The sequence below is a fragment of the Lacticaseibacillus jixiensis genome (genome assembly GCF_042847315.1).
In the GTDB taxonomy this organism is placed as follows: domain Bacteria; phylum Bacillota; class Bacilli; order Lactobacillales; family Lactobacillaceae; genus Lacticaseibacillus; species Lacticaseibacillus jixiensis.
In genome coordinates, this window is the sequence record NZ_BAAFPR010000027.1 from 19,341 (window position 1) to 36,943 (window position 17,603).

Consider the following 17,603-nt stretch of genomic DNA (forward strand, 5'->3'; position numbering starts at 1 on the left):
GCTGAGCGCAGCGATGCGGGGCTTGAAACTTAGGTGGAAAACGCGCGCTTCTCAGCGCGGTTGGAACCGGCCGCACCGCCTGCGCCAACCCTGGCCTTGCGGTGCGGCGCTGCCTTGACCCGCTCCCCTACACTACTCTTTCGGCGGCAGTTTCTGCTCCCAATCATGCATCTGATCTAAGAAGCGCTTGGCTTTAGGCACCACGCCGACCATATCGCGATAGATCCGATCCAGCACCCGGCGCAAATCGGCTTTGGTCACCTCAGACACGGAAATGCTGTGCAGCTGGGCCAGATCCACCACCGAAAAGCGCCGCAACAAATACATCGCTTTAGGGGTGACATGGAAGCGGTAGTTATCCATATGCCAATGTTCCTGACACAACACCCCGCCATAACTTTCTGAGAAATCAAGCGGCAAGTCACTGCGGCCATCGATCACGCATCCGCGCCACTCAGGCTGCACGCCAAAGGCACCAAGCATTTGCACTTCGGTGATGTTGCACACCACCGCCGCATCCATCCCTTCATCGATCAAGGTCAACGCATGCAAGGCGTGCTCATACCATTGCGGGATCGGTTGGCCGTCAGGGAAAGCCTGGTCGATCAAGCTCAAGATATACGTGGCATAAGCGTTTAATTCAATATCTTGGCTGATGGTTTGAAACTGGCTGGCGTCTTTGACCGTGGTCATGAAACTCAACCCCGGGTCGTTGATCGTCCCAACATATAAACCTTGGGTAAAAGGCAAGAAGCCTGCCGCCATACGAAACCCTGGCTTGCGCGCGCGGTTAAGCATGAACATGTGCTTGCCATAGTGATCTGTCAGCATTTTGACAAGCATATCAGATTCGCGATAATTATGGCGCGCCAAGACCAAGCCTTTGAACTCGACAGCCGCTTGGTTCATCGCAGGTCCTTGGCGTTATATCCCAGTGTGCGCAGATAAGCATTGTTGTCGCGCCAATTCTTCTGCACGCGCACCCACAATTTCAAGTTGACCTTGTCGCCTAAGAGCAATTCAATTTCCCGCCGCGAGCGGGTGCCGATTTTCTTGAGCATACTGCCGCCTTTGCCGATGACGATCGCCTTTTGCCCGTCGCGTTCGACGATGATATATGCTTCGATGATCAGCTTGCCGTTTTCGGTGCGATCTTTCATGCGCTCCACCACCACGGCGGCGGAATGCGGGATCTCTTTGTCCGTCAGCTGCAAGATCTGTTCGCGAATCAACTCACCCACGACAAAATACTCCGGATGGTCAGTCAGTTGGTCATCAGGGTAATATTGCGGCCCTTCTGGCAATTTGTTGGTCAAGTCAGCTAACAACTCATCGACGTTGTTGCCTTCAGTGGCAGAAATCGGGTAGACCCCGGCGAAATCATGGCCGTGGCGATAATGGTCGATAAACGGCAACAAGTCGTCTGGGTGAACCAAGTCGATTTTGTTAACGACTAAATACACCGGCTTGGTGACATGCGCCAGCTGGCTCATGATATATTGATCGCCGGCACCAGGCTTTTCATCTGCCGGCACCATGAATAACACCGCATCCACTTGGTTTAACGTCGACAGCGCTGCGGTATCCATATAATCGTCCAACGCGTTCTTCGGCTTGTGCACGCCTGGCGTGTCAACGAAGACGATTTGTGAGTCTTCGGTGGTGTAAATCCCGTTGATCTTGTTGCGCGTGGTTTGCGCTTTAGGCGACATGATGGCGATTTTCTCGCCAAGCACCCGATTCATGAAAGTCGATTTGCCGACGTTAGGCCGGCCAATAATCGCAACGAAACCAGAATGATGTGTCAAATGAGTTCTCCTTTAAGAAAAGCACCAGGCAACAACTCGCCCACGCTGGTCGTGGTCAAGTCCCCGGCTAAATTCGTCAAATATACAGGCGCTTGTTGCGGCAAGAATTCTGCCATCACCTGCCGGCAGGCGCCACATGGGGAAATTGGGCCGTCAGTTTGGCCGATCACCGCCATGGCTACCAGCTGCTGGTGCCCGGCTGCCACCGCGTTGAACATGGCGTTGCGCTCGGCGCACATCGTCAGGCCATAGCTGGCATTCTCGATATTGCACCCGGCATAAATTTCCCCGTCTGCCGTTTGCACCGCCGCCCCGACGGCAAAATGCGAATATGGCACATATGCATGCTCGCGCGCAGCGGTTGCTGCTTGGATCAATTCGTTCATGTCAATGCCTCCACCAAATACGGCCATAATGCGATCACGCCGATCAGCGCCGCAATGAGCGCCGCCACCAATACTGCACCGGCGGCCATGTCCAAGACCCGGCTGATGCGCGGATCCGGATCAAAGCGGTCGCCGACTTGCCAGCGCATCAAAGCTTCGATGGCTGAGTTGAACGCTTCAGCTATCAGCACCAAGCCGCTTGCTGCGATCAGCCACAGCCAAGTGCTGCGCGAAACTTGCAGCCACCAGCCTAATCCCGCCACTACCAAAGTCGCAATCAAGTCGAAGCGAAAATTGCGCTCACGCTTAACAATGGCGCCTAACCCGCGCAGTGCATGGTGCAGTGATTGGCCGAAGTTATGGTTTTTGTACGGGTATTTATCGCTTAAGGCCATAAGCGTCAAGGATCCGCTCTTGCAGCGGGATCATCACAGCTTCGTCTTCTGGCTTGATATGGTCGTAACCATTCAAGTGTAAGAAGCCATGCACCACAGTGTAGCCGAGTTCGCGCTCGAAAGAATGGCCGTAATCAGTCGCTTGCAAGCGCACCTTATCCGGGTCGATGAACAAGTCGCCGATATTTTCCGGCAAGCCATCAACTTGCGGCAGCTGGTCTTCGCCGTCTTCAATGGCAAACGAAATCACATCTGTCACCCGATCGGTGTTGCGGTATTCGCGGTTGATGCGCTGAATTTCTTCATCAGACACGATCGTGATGGACATTTCAGTGTCTTCAGGTTTGTTCAGTTCCTTGCCGCAAAAAGCCACCAGGTCTTGCACCAGCTTGGCGTGTTCATCATCTAAGCGCTGGTCATCATCATAAAATTCTAAATCCATAGTTCAGTCTCTCTCCTATTGGGCCGCGCGCGCTTTAAGCGTCGCTTCGTCTTGTTGGGCATAGGCATTGATGATCGCTGCCACCACCGGATGGCGCACCACGTCTGCCGCCGAGAATTCGGTGAAGGCGATATGATCCACATCTTTAAGCAGCTGCCGTGCTTGGATCAAGCCTGACTTGGTGTTTCTAGGCAAGTCGATTTGGGTGATATCGCCGTTGACGATCATCTTTGAGCCAAAACCAAGCCGCGTGAGAAACATCTTCATTTGCGCTTGGGTGGTGTTTTGCGCTTCGTCTAAGATGGCAAACGCGTTATCCAAAGTCCGCCCGCGCATATAAGCCAGCGGCGCGATTTCGATGACGCCGCGGTCCATCAAGCGATCGGTGTGTTCTTTGCCCAACACGGCATACAGCGCGTCATATACGGGACGCAAGTAAGGGTCGACTTTTTCTTTCAAGTCGCCTGGCAGAAAGCCCAGGCTTTCGCCGGCTTCTACCGCCGGGCGGGTCAAAATGATCTTGTCGACTTCGCCGGCTTTCATCGCGGCGACAGCCATGACGACAGCCAGGTAAGTCTTACCGGTGCCGGCAGGGCCGATGCCAAAGGTGATGTCGTTGTGTCGGATCTTGTTGACGTATTGGCGCTGGCCGAAGTTCTTGACGCGAATCGGGGCGTGCTTGGCGTCTTTGAGCAAGGTTTCCGAATACATCTCGGCAAAATATTCCAAGGTGCCGCGCTTGGCCATGTTGATGGCGCTGGCGATGTCCGGTGCGCCTAAGCTGATGCCTTGTTGCAGCAGGTTCTGCACTTGGGTGAGCAATTGATACGCCAAGCTGGTCGCAACAGATTCGCCTTGAATGCGCAGCTCTTGGCCGTGCGGCGTGATCGTGACATCAAGCGCTTCTTCGATCATCTTAAAATGCTGGTCATTGATTCCTGCCATCGTGATCGCTTCTTCAGGACTCGACAGCAAGAACGTCTTATTACTGGTGTTTTCCGCCAAAAACATTGGCCTCCTTGGGTGAAATCAGATTACTCTAAGTTTACCATATCTTCACAATAACCGTTTGGAATACTGCAAAATTCACGTTGTTGGCTGGGCTGCGGCCGGATCGGTGCAGCTTCGGCACAGGGCAAAGTGGCGCAGGCTGTGCGGCCGGGGCCGGATCGGTGCAGCTCCGGCACAGGGCAAAGCGGCGCAGGCTGTGCGGCCGGCTGCAACCGCGCAGAAGTTCGCGCGTTTTCCGCCTAAATTCTAAGCCCGCATCGCTTCGCTCAGCGCGGTCTTAGAATTTGCCGGGTGTGCTGGCAGGGAAGCCTCGCCTCTAGCTGCGCTGCGCTTGCGTCGATGCAAGTCTTCCCTGCCAGCACACCTTTCACGGCCTGACCACTTTGCCCTGTGCCTACGCTGCCCCAATCCTACGGTAATTGATATCGGCTATGAATGAAGCGATGATACGAAATCCTGCTGAACAAGCTCACAAATTCGCCTTAGCGTTGGTCAAGTAACGCGACCGCATGACGAATCATTCCAAACTTTCGACAAGGCTGCGGTTAACCCACAACGTTATATCGTCAGCCATAAAACATCTCATCGCGTACTTGTCGATTGGCTGCAGTCTCTCTTGCACTGAATATACACCATTTTGGTATCGGACATACGCCTTTAATCGGCCAATTCTGATCTTGATACCAATTCCAAAGGACAGGTGAAGCGTAGGCGCGTGGTGCGGCAAGCCGGTCAGGCCGTGAAACGATCAGCAGCGCAAGCCTTGCGGGCTGTGCAAGGCTTGCGTTGCTGATCGCGGCAACTTTTGAGATTTGCAAGGCGAGCGCAGCGAGTGCAAAGCTCAAAAGTTAGGTGGAAAACACGCGTACTTTGCGTGGTTGGAACCGGCCGCACCGCCTGCGCCGGCTTGCCGCACCACGCACCGGAGCTTCACCTGTCCGGGCGCCTGGACAAGCACCAAGTCCGAGCATGATACGATTGTGGTCTTCGTCGAGCTGCGCAGCCCAACGCGGCATGATATAAGTCGTGACGCCGCCAAGGCACAAACCGCCTTTGCGTCATCCCGCCTTATATCCACCGCTAAAAGCGGGCTGCTCCGCTCTGGGGTAACAAAAAAGCCGCACCCGGCGGCTTTTAAGATTTAATTGCGGTAGCGCTTGGCTAATGAATCTAAGTTGGCCTTGGCCACATCATCGAGATCGATGTTGGCCCACAAGGCGATTTGGGAGAGATACCACAACACATCACCCATTTTTTCTTCTAAGGCATCTTTATCCAGATCTTGGCCTTGGAAAGTGTACTTCTTGATCAAGTCTACAACGTTGCCTGAATCTGATGACAAGCCTAACGCCAAGTTGGTCAACACATGTTCATTGCCGGCCAAAGTTTTGTTGGCTTCCTTCTGATAATCACTCAGCTCCACTGTCTTCTCCTCCAATTCCCGCGGTTTCTTCTAACCAATGCCATACTTGGGACTTGCCTTCGCCGGTTTCAGCGGAGAACAAGATCAATTCATCGGTTTGGTTCATATCCAGCGTTTGGGTGATCGTGCGGATCACCGAAGCCCTTTTGGCGCGGCTGGTTTTATCAACTTTGGTACCCACCACCAAAGTCTTGATATGATAATACTTCAAATACTGGTACATGCTGACGTCGTCTTCGCTTGGCGCGTGGCGTGCATCAACCAGCTGCACCACCCCGCGCAGCTGCTTGCGACTGGTCAAGTATTCTTCGATCATCGCCGAAAAGCGCGCGCGATCGGCCTTGGACACCTTGGCGAAACCGTAGCCTGGCACATCGACAAAATACAGCATGTCTTCCAGAATGTAGAAATTCAATGTTTGCGTCTTGCCTGGGACGCTTGAGGTGCGCGCCATCGCCTTGCGGTCGATCAGGCGATTGATCAAGCTGGACTTGCCGACATTCGAGCGGCCAACAAAGGCAATTTCCGGAAAACCAGTATCCGGGTATTGTTTGGCGGCCACCGCCGAAATCGTCAGGTCAACGTTGTGGATCTTCATGCGATCACTCCTTATCTAACTTAAACAGTTTATCATACCAGCGCAAGCCGTCGCGTTACAAATCAGTGACGGCCACAACAAAAGGCACCCGCCACGCAAGCACCTTTCATCAAAAGCTTAATATGCCACGTCAAACTTCCCGTCGGCATGGACGTAAAACATATGTAATAATTGTTGGCTGCCATCTTGGCCGACGCCATAGCCGCCGACTTGATAAACTTGGGCGCCGGTAGAATCGGAGCCTTTCTGGACGAATTGATAAGACGTCACGCCGTTATTGGTGGTGTCATCAGGGTTCTTCTCGTAATAACCTTTAACGATCGCCACAGCTCGTGTTGCATCCAGCGGCGCGCTGCTGGAAGACTTGCTGCTGGATGATTTCTTCTTGCTGGATTTCTTGGCGGCAACTTTGTGGTGGCTTGACGCTTTAGCCGCCGGTTTGGCCGCTTGGGCCGTTTTGGCCCCGCCGATGTTAAGCTTTGGCAACACACGGTCGTATCCCACCACTGCCACCAGCGCCAACACCAAGATCACCAAAGCCACCCGTGTGTTCACCAACACATTGTGCGTGCGCCGCCGCTTGCTGCGCAACCCGTTGCTTTTAACGGCGCTGACATAACGGAAATAATACCGCACCAGCAACAAGACGATCAAGGCGACCAGCACCAGTTCCCGAAACCACATGTTTGTGACAATGCCCATGACCCGATCCATTCGATAACCTCCGCGAATATAATTATAATTAAGTATACCACGTCACATACCCGTGAACAGCATGTTCGACGATTCATCAGCGCATGAATTTACGCAGAATTACCGGTGGATTCAGTGACGATACAGATGGTACTGGATCTGCTTTGCACTTTGTCGAGCTGCGTGGCGCAACGTCGCCTTATCCACATCGCGCACCCGCTTTGCTTTGGTTTCGTCGAGCGCCGCAAAGCAACGCGGCGTGATATAAGTCATGACGCCACTTGGGCAAAGAACGCCCAAATGTCATCCTGCCTTATATCAACCGCTAAACCCGCTTTGCTCTGCTCTGGTTACATGTTATAATTGCCGCAAACAGGAGGTGCATGCTCATGGCACTACACATCAACGCACAGAATGACTTGAATGAAATGTTCGACAAATTCGCAACCGTTCCCACTGGCAAGCCTGCCAAGCAAGAAACCGATTTGAAGAAGAAACAAGACGACCCGACTGCCAAAGCTGCCACTGAACCTAAAGCAAGCAAGTAACCCGTCGAGCAACGCAAAAGCACCTGCGATCAATTCGCAGGTGCTTTTTTTGACTTATCGCCGGCGTCGCAATAACACGATCCCGAACAAAACGATCACCACGCCGCCGATGACCACCATCAGCGGCCAAGAGTCTTTCAGCGAATGGCCGGACGGCTTTGCTGCTGCCACCGCCTTCTTGGTTTGATGGTTGCCTTTGGCTGGCAAGCTGAGGGTTTTGTGCAGTTTGGCCACGCGCACAACAACCCGCTGCGGCTTGGCTTTCAGCGGTACATCGAAGCTGAACTTGCCATCTTGCGCCAACACAGCGCTTGCCACCGTGTGTCCAGCCACTTGCGCCAGCAGCTTGGTGCCGGCTTTGACACTCGGATCTTGCAAGGCACCGGCAATGGTCGCCGACTTGGTGGTGTTGGTTGCAGCCACTGCTAAGTTGGGCTTGATGAAAGCACTGGCCTCAAGCAAGCCTAGCTTGTTCTTCAGCTGCAGCAAGTGCAAATCAGCAGCTTTGATTTGCGCATGCGACAATTTATGTTCAGCCAAGGCCTTCTTGATCGCCGGCACGCCGGTTGCGTAATCTTCTGCCAACAGTGCATCGTCGCCGGCTTGCAAAGCCAAGACATCGATTGATGGAATGTGATTGGCTTTCTTGAATTGACCAATGGCGCCCATTTCCAAGCCATCGGTGATGATCACGCCTTTGTAGCCGAGCTTCTTGCGCAACACGCCGGTGATCACCTTATGCGACAAGCTGGCAGGATACTTGTTGTCGATGGCCGTCATCACAATGTGCGTGACCATGATGCCGTCGACGCCAGCATCGATCCCGGCTTTAAACGGCAACAGGTCTTGAGCGGCCAGTGTGTCATACGCCGTGGTGGTTTTGGCAAAGCCAGTATGCGTATCGCCAGCCGCACCGTATCCGGGAAAATGCTTCAGCGTCGCGCCGACGCCTTGGCTTTGCATGGCAGGCACCACTTGCTTGATGTATTCGGCAGTTTCTTTGTAGCTTTTGCCGAAGGTCCGATCATAAATATAGTTGTTAGGATCTTTGGCCACATCAGCGATCGGCGCAAAATTCCAATTGACCCCAATGTAGTGCAGATCTTGTGCCGCCAACTCTGCTTGATACAGCACACTGCTCATCCCGCCGGCTTGATAGGCTTCTTGCGGCGAAGGAAAAGTCGAATTCGCATAACTTGGACTGGATGACAGCCGCGACACAGTGCCGCCTTCTTGATCGGTGGCGATCAATAACGGCACCTTGGCTTGCGCTTGATAACTTTGCACCGTTTGCTTGAGTTGTTCTGCGCTGCCAGCTTCAAAATCCGTCCCAAACAGCACCAATCCCCCGAGGTGGTATTTGGCCACGGCTTGGCGGCCTTGTTGCGGCGATTGTGGCGTGCGGCTGATAAACAACTGCCCGATTTGCTCATCTTCTGACATGCCATCGATATACGCTTTGAGCTGCGCGTCGCTGATCTTCGTTTCGCCTACCGCTTGCACCTTTTGCGTCGATGCGCCGACCACACCAGCTGCAATTGCTGCAACCAGTGCCCATTTTGCCCAATGAAACATTTAATTTACCACCTAATCATTTCTTATTAACTGTCCAAGTTTAACACAATTCACAAGCAGATGCGGCCCGAATTCACGCCATAGCGGCATTTGCACGCAGCGTCGAACAATGTTGGTGTCGGGCCACTGATCCGATTACCGTGATTATTGGGTGATACCTGATACCAGAATTGAAGCTGACCGTCAGCTCGCACAAAATTTGTTGACTACGCAGCCTAGCCAATTCGCAGCCTATTTCCAAAACAGGAGGCCAGCCGTTGCGTAGGCGCGTGGGGAAAGCAACGGTCAGGCCGTGAAACGATCAGCGGCGCAAGACAAGCGGTTTGTGCTTGGCTCGCGTCGCTGATCGCGGCAAGTTCAAAGACAGGCAAGGTGAGCGCAGCGAGCGCCTGGCTTTGAACTTAGGCGGAAAACACGCGTACTTTGCGTGGTTGCAGCCGGCCGCACCGCCTGCGCCGTTGCTTTCCCCGCGTGCCGAAGCAACGGCTGGCCGGGCTTTAGCTGAAGTCCACGCTTTATACGACTGTGGTCTTCGTCGAGCTGCGCAAAGCAACGCGGCGTGATATAAGCCGTGACGCCAATTGGGCAAAGAACGCCCAACTGTCATCCCGTCTTATATCCACCGCTAAGAGCGCTTTGCTCCGCTCTGGTTTTTTCGCTCTGGGGTACAAAAAAAGCCGCCCGCGGGCGGCTTTTCTCTAGCTAAGTTTTGCTTTGACGATGCGGTTGACCATTGCGCCATCCGCTTGACCTTTGACTTTAGGCATCAAGGTCTTCATCACCTTGCCAAAATCCGCCTTACCGGCTGCGCCAGTCTCTTGGATCACAGAATCGACCAATGCCTCAACATGAGCTTCGTCCAATTGCGCTGGGAGATAACTCTCAACGATCTTGATCTCTTTCTCAAGTGGAGCCACGAGGTCATCTCGACCGCCTTCCTTGAACGCCACAAGGGAATCCTTGCGCTGCTTCAATTCGGTAGCTAAGACACTCTTCTCGTCTTCTTCCGTTAAGTCGTGGCCGAGTGCGATCTGCTTGTTTTGCACAGCAGCTTTAAGCATCCGAACCACGCTCAAGGTTTCTTTGTCCTTGGCCTTCATCGCGGTTTTCATCTGAGCATTGAGCTCATTCATTAACGCCATTGTTTACCAAGTCCTTTGATTAAAACTTACGCTTCTTACGCTTGCGCGCAGCTTCTGACTTCAGCTTCCGCTTAACGCTTGGCTTCTCGTAGAATTCACGCTTACGGTATTCGGACAATGTACCTGCCTTGGATACGGTACGCTTGAAGCGCCGAAGAGCATCATCGAGAGATTCGTTTTTCTTAACGACCGTCTTTGCCATATGATATCCCTCCCTCCGACACTGTGTAACCACTGACAGATAACATACGCCAACAGTTCTAAGCCATTATACCGAACCTCTAAAACGCCGTCAATAAGGCATTCATGATTTTCGTGAAAAGTTGGGAAAATGCGACGATTCGCGCAGGGCTTACACACTACGTAAGAGCCGCTTAATCGTCATGATCGACTTTCAAGATCTCACTGGAATGCGCGTCAATGGTCACTTCAGTCTGCTTGGTGCCATCATGGACTTGCACTTCCCAAGCCACACGCCCATCATCGCTGCTTAATTGCCACTCTCGCGCTTGCCCTGCGCCGACTTGGGCCACTGCCAACTTGCTGGCGGCTTGGCGCGAAATCACATCAGCCAATGGCAGCGCCGCTTCTTTATCATCGGCTTCTAAAGTTTCGGCTTCTTGATGGATCAGCTTGCCACTAGTGGCATTGACCGCGACTTTCACTTCTTGCGTCGCGGTTTGGCCTTCAACTTTGTATTCATATGTGCTGCCAAGCAACTCCAGCTCTAAACCGGTTAAATGCGCACCTGGATAAGCTTTGGTCAATTGCGTCAGCGCATCATGTTCAGTCACCTTGATCTTAGGCGTTGCAGAAACGCTTGACGCAGCTTGACTGCTGCTTGAGGCGGCATCGTTATGTTGTTGCTGCTGGCCGCACCCTACCAGCAGCGTACCGGTTGCGATCAATGCGATCATTAGGGATTTTCTCACGATTGGTCACCTCTTTCTATAAGATTATTTTAACAGAATATAACGCCTGCCGTAAAGACAAGGTTTGGCGGCACGACGGCGGCGGTTGTGGTATGATAACGGTGTCAAACTTTACTTGGAGGCAACTTATGACTAAAGAACTCAACCTCTACATCATCTCTGATTCCATCGGTGAAACCGGCTTGAAGCTCGCCCAAGCCGTCGCCGCGCAATATCAAGACGTTGCGCCGCGCTACTTGCGCTTTCCTTTTGTGCACACTGAAGCGAAGCTGGAAGCCACCCTTGATCAAGCCAAACAAGACGACGCGGTGGTCATCGCCACGCTGGTCACCCCAGGCATGGGCCAATACGCCCGCGCCTACGCCAAGCAAATCGGCGTGGCGCTGACTGATGTGATGACCCCGCTGTTAAAAGATTCCAACGCCAAGCTGCATCAAGAACCCAGCGGCATTGCCGGCGCCGTCCATAACCTTAACGCCAAGTACTTCGATCGCATCTCCGCCATGGAATTTGCCGTGTTATACGACGACGGCAAAGACCCCAAAGGCTTCTTGGAAGCCGACATCGTCTTATTGGGCGTTTCGCGCACCAGCAAGACCCCATTGTCATTGTTCTTGGCCAACCGCAACCTCAAAGTGGCCAACTTGCCGCTGGTGCCTAACGCCCATATTCCAGATGAGATCTGGAAAGTCGATCCCAAGAAAATTTTCGGCTTAACCACTGACGCTTCGGTATTAATGGAATTTCGCCGCCAGCGCATGATTGCCTATGGCCTCAACCCTGACACCGCCTATTCTGCGCGCGATCAAGTCAACGAAGAATTATCCTTTGCTGAAGACTTGTACAAGAAACTCGGCTGTGAAGTGATCAACACCGCCCATCGCTCGATTGAAGAAACCGCGACGTTGATCTTAGAGAAGCTGGGCTTAGACGAATTTGATAATCAATAACAACCGCACAAAAGGCGCCCACCGGGTTTTAAACCGGTGAGCGCCTTTGATTTTGGACCGAGAATCTACTATATAAATGTCGTACACGCAGTAATGTGTACATTATGCATATATCAGGTCTATCGCCCCTGATATCACATTTCGTCGTCAACTACGATCTTCATGATCCATACGATCGCCGAAGGAACCGGGAGCCGGTGGTGGCTGGTGTGGAGGTCAGATGGCGTCAGTGGTGTCGTTCTTCTTGGCAACGGAGCGCAACGTGCGGAGGCGCCTAGAAGAAGGCGCGCGGGCGAGATCCACTCGACAGGCGCAGCGAAGCGGAGTTGGCAAGTTATCGCCCGCCGCCCACCACGTTCCACGCCATCTGACCGTAACACCAGCCACCACCGGCTCCTGGTTCCGGCCCAAAGCCCAATTACTGAGCCAATACCTTGCTTAAGAAGTCTTTGGTGCGGGCTTCCTTTGGGTTGGTGAAGATGTCTTCCGGCTTGCCTTTTTCGGCGATCACGCCAGCATCCATGAACCACACTTCATCTGCCACTTCACGAGCAAAGCCCATTTCATGGGTCACCACGACCATCGTCATCCCAGACTTGGCCAAGTCTTGCATAACCTTCAGCACTTCGCCAACCATTTCTGGATCAAGCGCGGAAGTTGGTTCGTCAAACAGCATCACATCCGGCTCCATCGCCAAAGCACGCGCAATGGCTACCCGCTGCATTTGGCCGCCAGACAGGCTGGTTGGATAAGCGTCAGCCTTCTCTTCCAAGCCGACTTGCGCCAGTAATTCATGCGCCTTCTTAGCCGCCGCAGCGTCGTCAGTGCTCTTGACTTTCATCGGGGCCAGCTTGATGTTTTCCAGCACCGTCATGTTCGGGAACAAGTTGAACTGCTGGAACACCATGCCCATTTTCTCACGGACGGAATCCAGTTGCTTCTCAGACAAGCCCACCAAGTTGGTGCCTTCGAATTCGATGTCGCCGCTGGTTGGCTGGTTCAACAAGTTCAAGCTGCGCAACAGCGTTGACTTACCACCGCCGGAAGCGCCGATGACAACAATCACGTCGCCTTGGTTGATAGTTTCTGAAATGTCATTCAAGACCACGTTATCGCCGAACTTCTTCACGAGATGGTCGATTTTAATCAATGGTTTCGCCATATGAATACTCCCTTTCACTGGCCGCGGCAACCCGCATCCGCAACGCCAGGTTCGCATATATCTTGCATATTTATTAGTATCTACCACATTGCATTCACAGTCAATACTATTAGGGCAACAATTGTGAATATTGTCGAATAAATATTCCCGTATATTCAGCCGAGCCTATTTATGCGCCATGCGCTTCTCGAAGTGGCCCAAGACCTTCGACAAACTGAAGGTCATGATGAAGTACAACATCATCGCCACAAAAATCGGCGCAACGCCTTTATACGTGGCAGTTTGCACGACTTTAAGCTGATAGATCAAGTCGGTAACACCGATGATCGAGACAATTGAAGATTCCTTGATCAAGGAAATGAATTCATTGCCCAGCGCCGGCCAAATATTGCGAATCGCTTGCGGCAAGACGACTGAAGTCATCGTTTGACGCGTGGACAAGCCCAACGACCGCGCCGCTTCAGTTTGTCCGACTGGAATCGAATCGATCCCGGAGCGAATGATTTCAGCAACATACGCCGCAGAGTTCAAGGACACGGCGATGATCCCGGCAGTTAGGGCAGGAATATCGACGAACAACCCGATGCCAAAATACACAAACATCACTTGGATCATCAACGGCGTGCCGCGGACGAATTCGATATACGCCACCGCCAAGCCGTGACCCAGCTTGTTGCGGCCCAATCGCAGCAGCGCCATGATCGTGCCGATCAAAACCCCAAATACCACAGAAATCGCTGTGATCAATAAGGTATATTCGATCCCTTTGGCAAAATATTTCCAGTAATGCCACATCGAAGTGTTGGACGTGTTCTGCGTCATGTACTTGCCGGCGGTTTTGGTGTAGCTGGCGATCAAGCCTTGCTTCTTGATTTCAGAAATCGACTTGTTGGCTTGTGCGACTAAAGCATCAGAGCCTTTGGCAAAGCCGATCGCTTGGCCGTTGGATTCTGGATCCAGCTTCCAGCCGGACTTCACCAAGGCCAATTGCGAGTCATTCTGCACATAGGCTTCAGCCACTGGATGTTCGGCGACGACGCCTTCGACTTTATGCGACTTCAACGCCAAGATCAAATCGGTGACTTTAGTCAAGCCCAAGAGCTTAGAGTCTGGCATGTTTTGTTTAACCAAGTCCGCTTGCATCGAGCCGGTTTGCGCGCCGACTTTCTTGCCCACAAAGCTTTCGGCACTCTTGTACATGCCTAAGTCAGCTTTGTTGACGATGATGTCTTGGCTGGCGGTGTAGTAGATCTGCGAGAAATCAACACTTTGCTTGCGTTCAGCCGTTGGCGTCATCGCTGAAAGCACCATGTCGACTTTGTGCGTCTCTAAGCCCACCAGCAGCGAATCAAAGTCCATTTGCTTGATGACCAGCTTGACGCCAAGATCTGACGCGATCTTCTGCGCGATTTCCACGTCAATGCCGACCACTTGGTTCTTCCCGTTCTTGTTGACCAAGAATTCATACGGGGCATAATCTGGGCTCGTGCCCATCACAATGGTTCCTTTGGCCTTCACCTTGGCCAATGAATCATCTGCGGCATGCACCGGCTGTGTGGCAAACAGCCCGATGAAGGCAGCTAAGCTCACAACAACCGCGATGACCCAGCGCATCACTTTATTCACGATAATTTCCTCCCACAAGGCGCGAAGTCGCGCCGCTTATATCAGAACAACATGCCTAATATTACACGCTCATCGATATTTATACAATGAATATTCGGTGAGATTTTGTGCCAATTCGGCAAGCGGCCTGGCGCATCGCAGCGTTTGGGTTTGGGGGCTGCATAAAGCAGCGCGGCATATCAAAAAGCGCAGGCACAGCGCCTACGCTTCTGTTAAGGGGAGGTTGTAACAATCGAGTACAGAAATGCCCTTTATTCCTGAATCGGCGATCGCCTCCGCGCATGTATTCGATAGTCGCTGACTATCTGCCTTAATTATGCCAAACCGCCTGCGAAATCGTCAAAGATTTGCCAAGGCAGACAAAACGTCCCCCAATCCACTTTTGAAACGAAATTTACCTAAGTTCTTATTTGACACGTCAACGGCGCGGCTGAAATTCGGCTGGTGAATAATCATTGTCATGATCATGACGACTAATTTCCGCCAAGTGCGCATCTAGTCAATATTACAATTATGTGGCGAGCGTCAAATTTCAAACATCAGCGTATTCAAAATCAATAATCACGAATAATTCCGTAACAGATCCATAAAAAAGAAGCCCCCAACTCATCAAAATGAGTTGAGGACTTCTGCACCTGAGTGGGTGGTGTATGTCGAACTAGGCGCGCTTCTTCAAAGAAGTGCCAGCCAAGCCGAACAATGCACCGAGGACTGCAACAACACCGACAGCAGTAGCTGAAGCATTGTTGTTGTCACCGGTTGCTGGGTAAGTTGCAGCCTTAGTGGCAGCGGTCTTAGTAGTTGCAGCCTTAGTAGTTGCAGCCTTAGTAGTTGCAGCCTTAGTAGTTGCAGCCTTAGCCGCAGTGTTCACTGGCTTAGCAGCGGAGCTTGCAGTAGAGGAAGCAGTGCTGGATGCAGTAGAGCTTGCGGTAGAAGAAGCAGTACTGGATGCAGTAGAGCTTGCGGTAGAAGAAGCAGTGCTGGATGCAGTAGAGCTTGCAGTGCTGCCATTGGAGCCGTTACCGCCTTCGGTGATTTCACCGTTAGCAACCATCTTGGCGTACAAAGCATCATATTGTGCCTTAGCAAGAGCAGCTTGGGCAGTGAAGCCTTGCTTCTCAGAGTTTTCGTATGTTGCTTTGAAATCAGCAAGCTTGGCTTCGTCTTGTTGCTTCAAGTATTCTTGAACAGTGATACCAAGTTGCTGAGCCATGTATTCAGCAGTGTTGGTCGTAAACTTGTTGCCATTGCTGGTAGCAGTGCTAGTAGCGGTGCTAGTTGCAGTGGAGGAAGCAGTGCTGCTTGCAGTAGAACTAGCAGTACTGCTTGCAGTAGAACTAGCAGTACTGGATGCTGTAGATGATGCAGTAGAGCCAGTCGTGCTCAAGGCGTCGATCTGTGACTTCAATGCAGCAATCTGCTGTTCAGTCAAGTTATAGCTGATGCCGCCTTTAACAAGCTTAGCCAATTCGGCTTCTTCTTTGGCCAATTCTTGTTGCAGTTTTGCCAATTGAGGGTTCGTCGTGCTTGCAGTCGAAGATGCTGCACTAGATGCAGTGCTTGACGCAGTTGACGAAGCGGCTGAACTTGCAGTGCTTGACGCAGTTGACGAAGTAGCTGAACTTGCAGTTGAGCCAGCTGTTTGATAGAGCGCATCGATCATCGTCTTCAACTGAGCAATCTGTTGTTGAGTCAAGTTGTAGCTGATGCCGCCCTTTGCAAGCTTAGCCAATTCGGCTTCTTCATTGGCTAATTCTTGTTGCAGTTTTGCCAATTGAGGGTTCGTCGTGCTTGCAGTCGAAGATGCTGCACTAGATGCAGTGCTTGACGCAGTTGACGAAGCGGCTGAACTTGCAGTTGAGCTAGCTGCTGATGATGCGGCGCTTGATGCAGCGGAAGAGGCAGTTGAGCTGGCTGCTGACGATGGAGCAGAACTTGATGCTGAACCAGTGCCGCTTTGTGCAGCAATCAGTTCCTTCAACTTATTGATTTGATCTTGCACCATACCATAACTCATGCCGCTAGGAGAAAGTGTCTTGAGATGTGCTTCTTCTTTGGCTAATGATGCTTGCAAGTCAGCTAAAGATTCGCCGGTGCTGGATGCGGCAGAAGATGCAGCACTTGAAGCAGCAGAACTGGTTACAGAAGATGCAGCGCTGCTTGAGGTACCGCCTGCAGGACCAGCAGTGAACTGGTAGGCAAACTGGTACTCTGTCTCATAGGCATCAGAGTACTGATCACTAGCAGTGAATGTCTTGGCAGGCTTTCCGGCCTTCTTGTCAGCTTCGCCAGCAGCCATACCGGCAGCCTGGTCTGCACTTAAGCCATCATTTGATGATGCAGTGCTGGAAGCGACGGAAGATGCAACACTACTGGTTGCGGAAGAAGTTGCGGAACTTGTAGCAGAAGACGTTGTAGAGCTAGATGTTGACGAAGCGGCTTTGCTTGGTGTTGAGGAAGGAGTCGAGCTTGGTGCGCTAGACGATGTAGTCTTTGTTACTGTATAGCTGCCAGTCATTTGATATACCAAGTTTGCTTGGTTGGTATATGCATCGATATAGTCCTGTGACTTACCTTCTGCCTTCAGTGTTTTGGCGTCTTTAAACGTCCCACCATTGTCCATCAAAGCATATGCGTCATTTACACCAGCTGTAGCATCGGCGTTCACTGCTGAAGCTGGATTGGTCGAAGCCTGCACATTGTTTTGGTTTAAAGCTTGAGCACTGAACAAGGTTGCAGCGGCGATCCCAGCGGCCAGCCAAACTTTCTTTGCTTTATATAATTTCTTTGTAAGCACCCAATAACAGACCGTCTTGAAAATCAATAGAGGCCCGTTCCCAGATTCAGGGAAGCGGACCTCTTTGCTTTAAGCGACGGTCGATTGGGCGGTACCGGTAAATGTTTGGTTCCAA

Annotated in this window: 19 protein-coding genes; 2 read left to right on the forward strand and 17 right to left on the reverse strand. The window is 52.2% G+C overall.

Annotation, left to right across the window (positions count from 1 at the left end):
* Nucleotides 1-132 precede the first annotated feature (132 nt).
* From recO to ACGG90_RS12895, 10 genes are all read right to left on the reverse strand, one after another.
* Complete coding sequence (gene recO / locus ACGG90_RS12850; protein ID WP_390410011.1) at nucleotides 133-909, reverse strand: DNA repair protein RecO; 777 nt, start codon at nucleotides 907-909, stop codon at nucleotides 133-135.
* Nucleotides 906-1,808 carry a GTPase Era gene (era, locus tag ACGG90_RS12855; RefSeq protein WP_390410012.1) on the reverse strand — a complete coding sequence of 301 codons (903 nt, stop codon included), beginning with the start codon at nucleotides 1,806-1,808 and terminating at the stop codon, nucleotides 906-908. The genes recO and era overlap by 4 nt, the downstream gene beginning before the upstream one ends.
* Nucleotides 1,805-2,200: a cytidine deaminase gene (locus tag ACGG90_RS12860; protein WP_390410043.1), complete on the reverse strand. Its 396-nt coding sequence runs from the start codon at nucleotides 2,198-2,200 to the stop codon at nucleotides 1,805-1,807. The genes era and ACGG90_RS12860 overlap by 4 nt, the downstream gene beginning before the upstream one ends.
* Complete coding sequence (locus ACGG90_RS12865) at nucleotides 2,191-2,589, reverse strand: diacylglycerol kinase family protein (RefSeq protein WP_390410045.1); 399 nt, start codon at nucleotides 2,587-2,589, stop codon at nucleotides 2,191-2,193. The genes ACGG90_RS12860 and ACGG90_RS12865 overlap by 10 nt, the downstream gene beginning before the upstream one ends.
* Nucleotides 2,573-3,031, reverse strand: a complete 459-nt coding sequence (ybeY, locus tag ACGG90_RS12870) for an rRNA maturation RNase YbeY (protein WP_390410015.1) — start codon at nucleotides 3,029-3,031, stop codon at nucleotides 2,573-2,575. Before ybeY ends, ACGG90_RS12865 begins: the two co-directional genes overlap by 17 nt.
* A 15-nt stretch (nucleotides 3,032-3,046) precedes the next feature.
* Nucleotides 3,047-4,036: a PhoH family protein gene (locus ACGG90_RS12875; protein WP_390410017.1), complete on the reverse strand. Its 990-nt coding sequence runs from the start codon at nucleotides 4,034-4,036 to the stop codon at nucleotides 3,047-3,049.
* Nucleotides 4,037-5,183: 1,147 nt separating this feature from the next.
* Nucleotides 5,184-5,465, reverse strand: coding sequence for a nucleoside triphosphate pyrophosphohydrolase family protein (locus tag ACGG90_RS12880; RefSeq protein ID WP_390410019.1), 282 nt, complete (start codon nucleotides 5,463-5,465; stop codon nucleotides 5,184-5,186).
* Entirely contained in the window at nucleotides 5,452-6,063 is a 612-nt protein-coding gene (gene yihA, locus ACGG90_RS12885; protein ID WP_390410021.1) for a ribosome biogenesis GTP-binding protein YihA/YsxC, read from the reverse strand. Before yihA ends, ACGG90_RS12880 begins: the two co-directional genes overlap by 14 nt.
* Nucleotides 6,064-6,180: 117 nt before the next feature.
* On the reverse strand, nucleotides 6,181-6,777 hold the full coding sequence (locus tag ACGG90_RS12890) for a hypothetical protein (protein WP_390410023.1): 597 nt from the start codon (nucleotides 6,775-6,777) through the stop codon (nucleotides 6,181-6,183).
* A 111-nt stretch (nucleotides 6,778-6,888) separates the two neighbouring features.
* Nucleotides 6,889-7,029: a hypothetical protein gene (locus ACGG90_RS12895; RefSeq protein ID WP_390410025.1), complete on the reverse strand. Its 141-nt coding sequence runs from the start codon at nucleotides 7,027-7,029 to the stop codon at nucleotides 6,889-6,891.
* 116 nt (nucleotides 7,030-7,145) lie between these two features.
* On the opposite strand from ACGG90_RS12895, the gene ACGG90_RS12900 reads away from it, so the two are divergent.
* Nucleotides 7,146-7,304: an SPJ_0845 family protein gene (locus ACGG90_RS12900; protein WP_390410027.1), complete on the forward strand. Its 159-nt coding sequence runs from the start codon at nucleotides 7,146-7,148 to the stop codon at nucleotides 7,302-7,304.
* Between the two features lie 54 nt (nucleotides 7,305-7,358).
* On the opposite strand, the gene ACGG90_RS12905 is transcribed toward ACGG90_RS12900, so the two are convergent.
* The 4 genes from ACGG90_RS12905 to ACGG90_RS12920 form a co-directional block, all read right to left on the reverse strand.
* Nucleotides 7,359-8,879, reverse strand: coding sequence for a glycoside hydrolase family 3 protein (locus ACGG90_RS12905; RefSeq protein WP_390410028.1), 1,521 nt, complete (start codon nucleotides 8,877-8,879; stop codon nucleotides 7,359-7,361).
* A gap of 698 nt (nucleotides 8,880-9,577) precedes the next feature.
* Nucleotides 9,578-10,021: a GatB/YqeY domain-containing protein gene (locus ACGG90_RS12910; RefSeq protein WP_390410029.1), complete on the reverse strand. Its 444-nt coding sequence runs from the start codon at nucleotides 10,019-10,021 to the stop codon at nucleotides 9,578-9,580.
* A 19-nt stretch (nucleotides 10,022-10,040) separates the two neighbouring features.
* A complete protein-coding gene (rpsU, locus tag ACGG90_RS12915) occupies nucleotides 10,041-10,223 on the reverse strand; it encodes a 30S ribosomal protein S21 (RefSeq protein WP_054714142.1) in 183 nt (60 codons plus the stop codon).
* A 172-nt stretch (nucleotides 10,224-10,395) separates the two neighbouring features.
* Nucleotides 10,396-10,953 (reverse strand): PepSY domain-containing protein, encoded by a 558-nt coding sequence (locus ACGG90_RS12920; protein ID WP_390410031.1) that lies wholly within the window; start codon nucleotides 10,951-10,953, stop codon nucleotides 10,396-10,398.
* Between the two features lie 128 nt (nucleotides 10,954-11,081).
* Between ACGG90_RS12920 and ACGG90_RS12925 the strand changes: the two genes are divergently transcribed.
* Nucleotides 11,082-11,903, forward strand: a complete 822-nt coding sequence (locus ACGG90_RS12925) for a pyruvate, water dikinase regulatory protein (protein WP_390410033.1) — start codon at nucleotides 11,082-11,084, stop codon at nucleotides 11,901-11,903.
* A gap of 418 nt (nucleotides 11,904-12,321) precedes the next feature.
* On the opposite strand, the gene ACGG90_RS12930 is transcribed toward ACGG90_RS12925, so the two are convergent.
* From ACGG90_RS12930 to ACGG90_RS12940, 3 genes are all read right to left on the reverse strand, one after another.
* A complete protein-coding gene (locus tag ACGG90_RS12930; protein WP_390410035.1) occupies nucleotides 12,322-13,065 on the reverse strand; it encodes an amino acid ABC transporter ATP-binding protein in 744 nt (247 codons plus the stop codon).
* A gap of 165 nt (nucleotides 13,066-13,230) precedes the next feature.
* Nucleotides 13,231-14,691, reverse strand: a complete 1,461-nt coding sequence (locus tag ACGG90_RS12935; protein WP_390410037.1) for an ABC transporter substrate-binding protein/permease — start codon at nucleotides 14,689-14,691, stop codon at nucleotides 13,231-13,233.
* 658 nt (nucleotides 14,692-15,349) lie between these two features.
* Nucleotides 15,350-17,488, reverse strand: coding sequence for a KxYKxGKxW signal peptide domain-containing protein (locus ACGG90_RS12940; RefSeq protein WP_390410039.1), 2,139 nt, complete (start codon nucleotides 17,486-17,488; stop codon nucleotides 15,350-15,352).
* Nucleotides 17,489-17,603: the final 115 nt, after the last annotated feature.

Bases quoted from the DNA above. Each gene is read 5' to 3' on its own strand.
- recO (WP_390410011.1), bottom strand. From the start codon at position 909: ATGAACCAAGCGGCTGTCGAGTTCAAAGGCTTGGTCTTGGCGCGCCAT.
- ACGG90_RS12865 (WP_390410045.1), bottom strand. From the start codon at position 2,589: ATGGCCTTAAGCGATAAATACCCGTACAAAAACCATAACTTCGGCCAA.
- ybeY (WP_390410015.1), bottom strand. From the start codon at position 3,031: ATGGATTTAGAATTTTATGATGATGACCAGCGCTTAGATGATGAACAC.
- yihA (WP_390410021.1), bottom strand. From the start codon at position 6,063: ATGAAGATCCACAACGTTGACCTGACGATTTCGGCGGTGGCCGCCAAA.
- ACGG90_RS12890 (WP_390410023.1), bottom strand. From the start codon at position 6,777: ATGGATCGGGTCATGGGCATTGTCACAAACATGTGGTTTCGGGAACTG.
- ACGG90_RS12895 (WP_390410025.1), bottom strand. From the start codon at position 7,029: ATGACTTATATCACGCCGCGTTGCTTTGCGGCGCTCGACGAAACCAAA.
- ACGG90_RS12900 (WP_390410027.1), top strand. From the start codon at position 7,146: ATGGCACTACACATCAACGCACAGAATGACTTGAATGAAATGTTCGAC.
- ACGG90_RS12905 (WP_390410028.1), bottom strand. From the start codon at position 8,879: ATGTTTCATTGGGCAAAATGGGCACTGGTTGCAGCAATTGCAGCTGGT.
- ACGG90_RS12910 (WP_390410029.1), bottom strand. From the start codon at position 10,021: ATGGCGTTAATGAATGAGCTCAATGCTCAGATGAAAACCGCGATGAAG.
- rpsU (WP_054714142.1), bottom strand. From the start codon at position 10,223: ATGGCAAAGACGGTCGTTAAGAAAAACGAATCTCTCGATGATGCTCTT.
- ACGG90_RS12925 (WP_390410033.1), top strand. From the start codon at position 11,082: ATGACTAAAGAACTCAACCTCTACATCATCTCTGATTCCATCGGTGAA.
- ACGG90_RS12930 (WP_390410035.1), bottom strand. From the start codon at position 13,065: ATGGCGAAACCATTGATTAAAATCGACCATCTCGTGAAGAAGTTCGGC.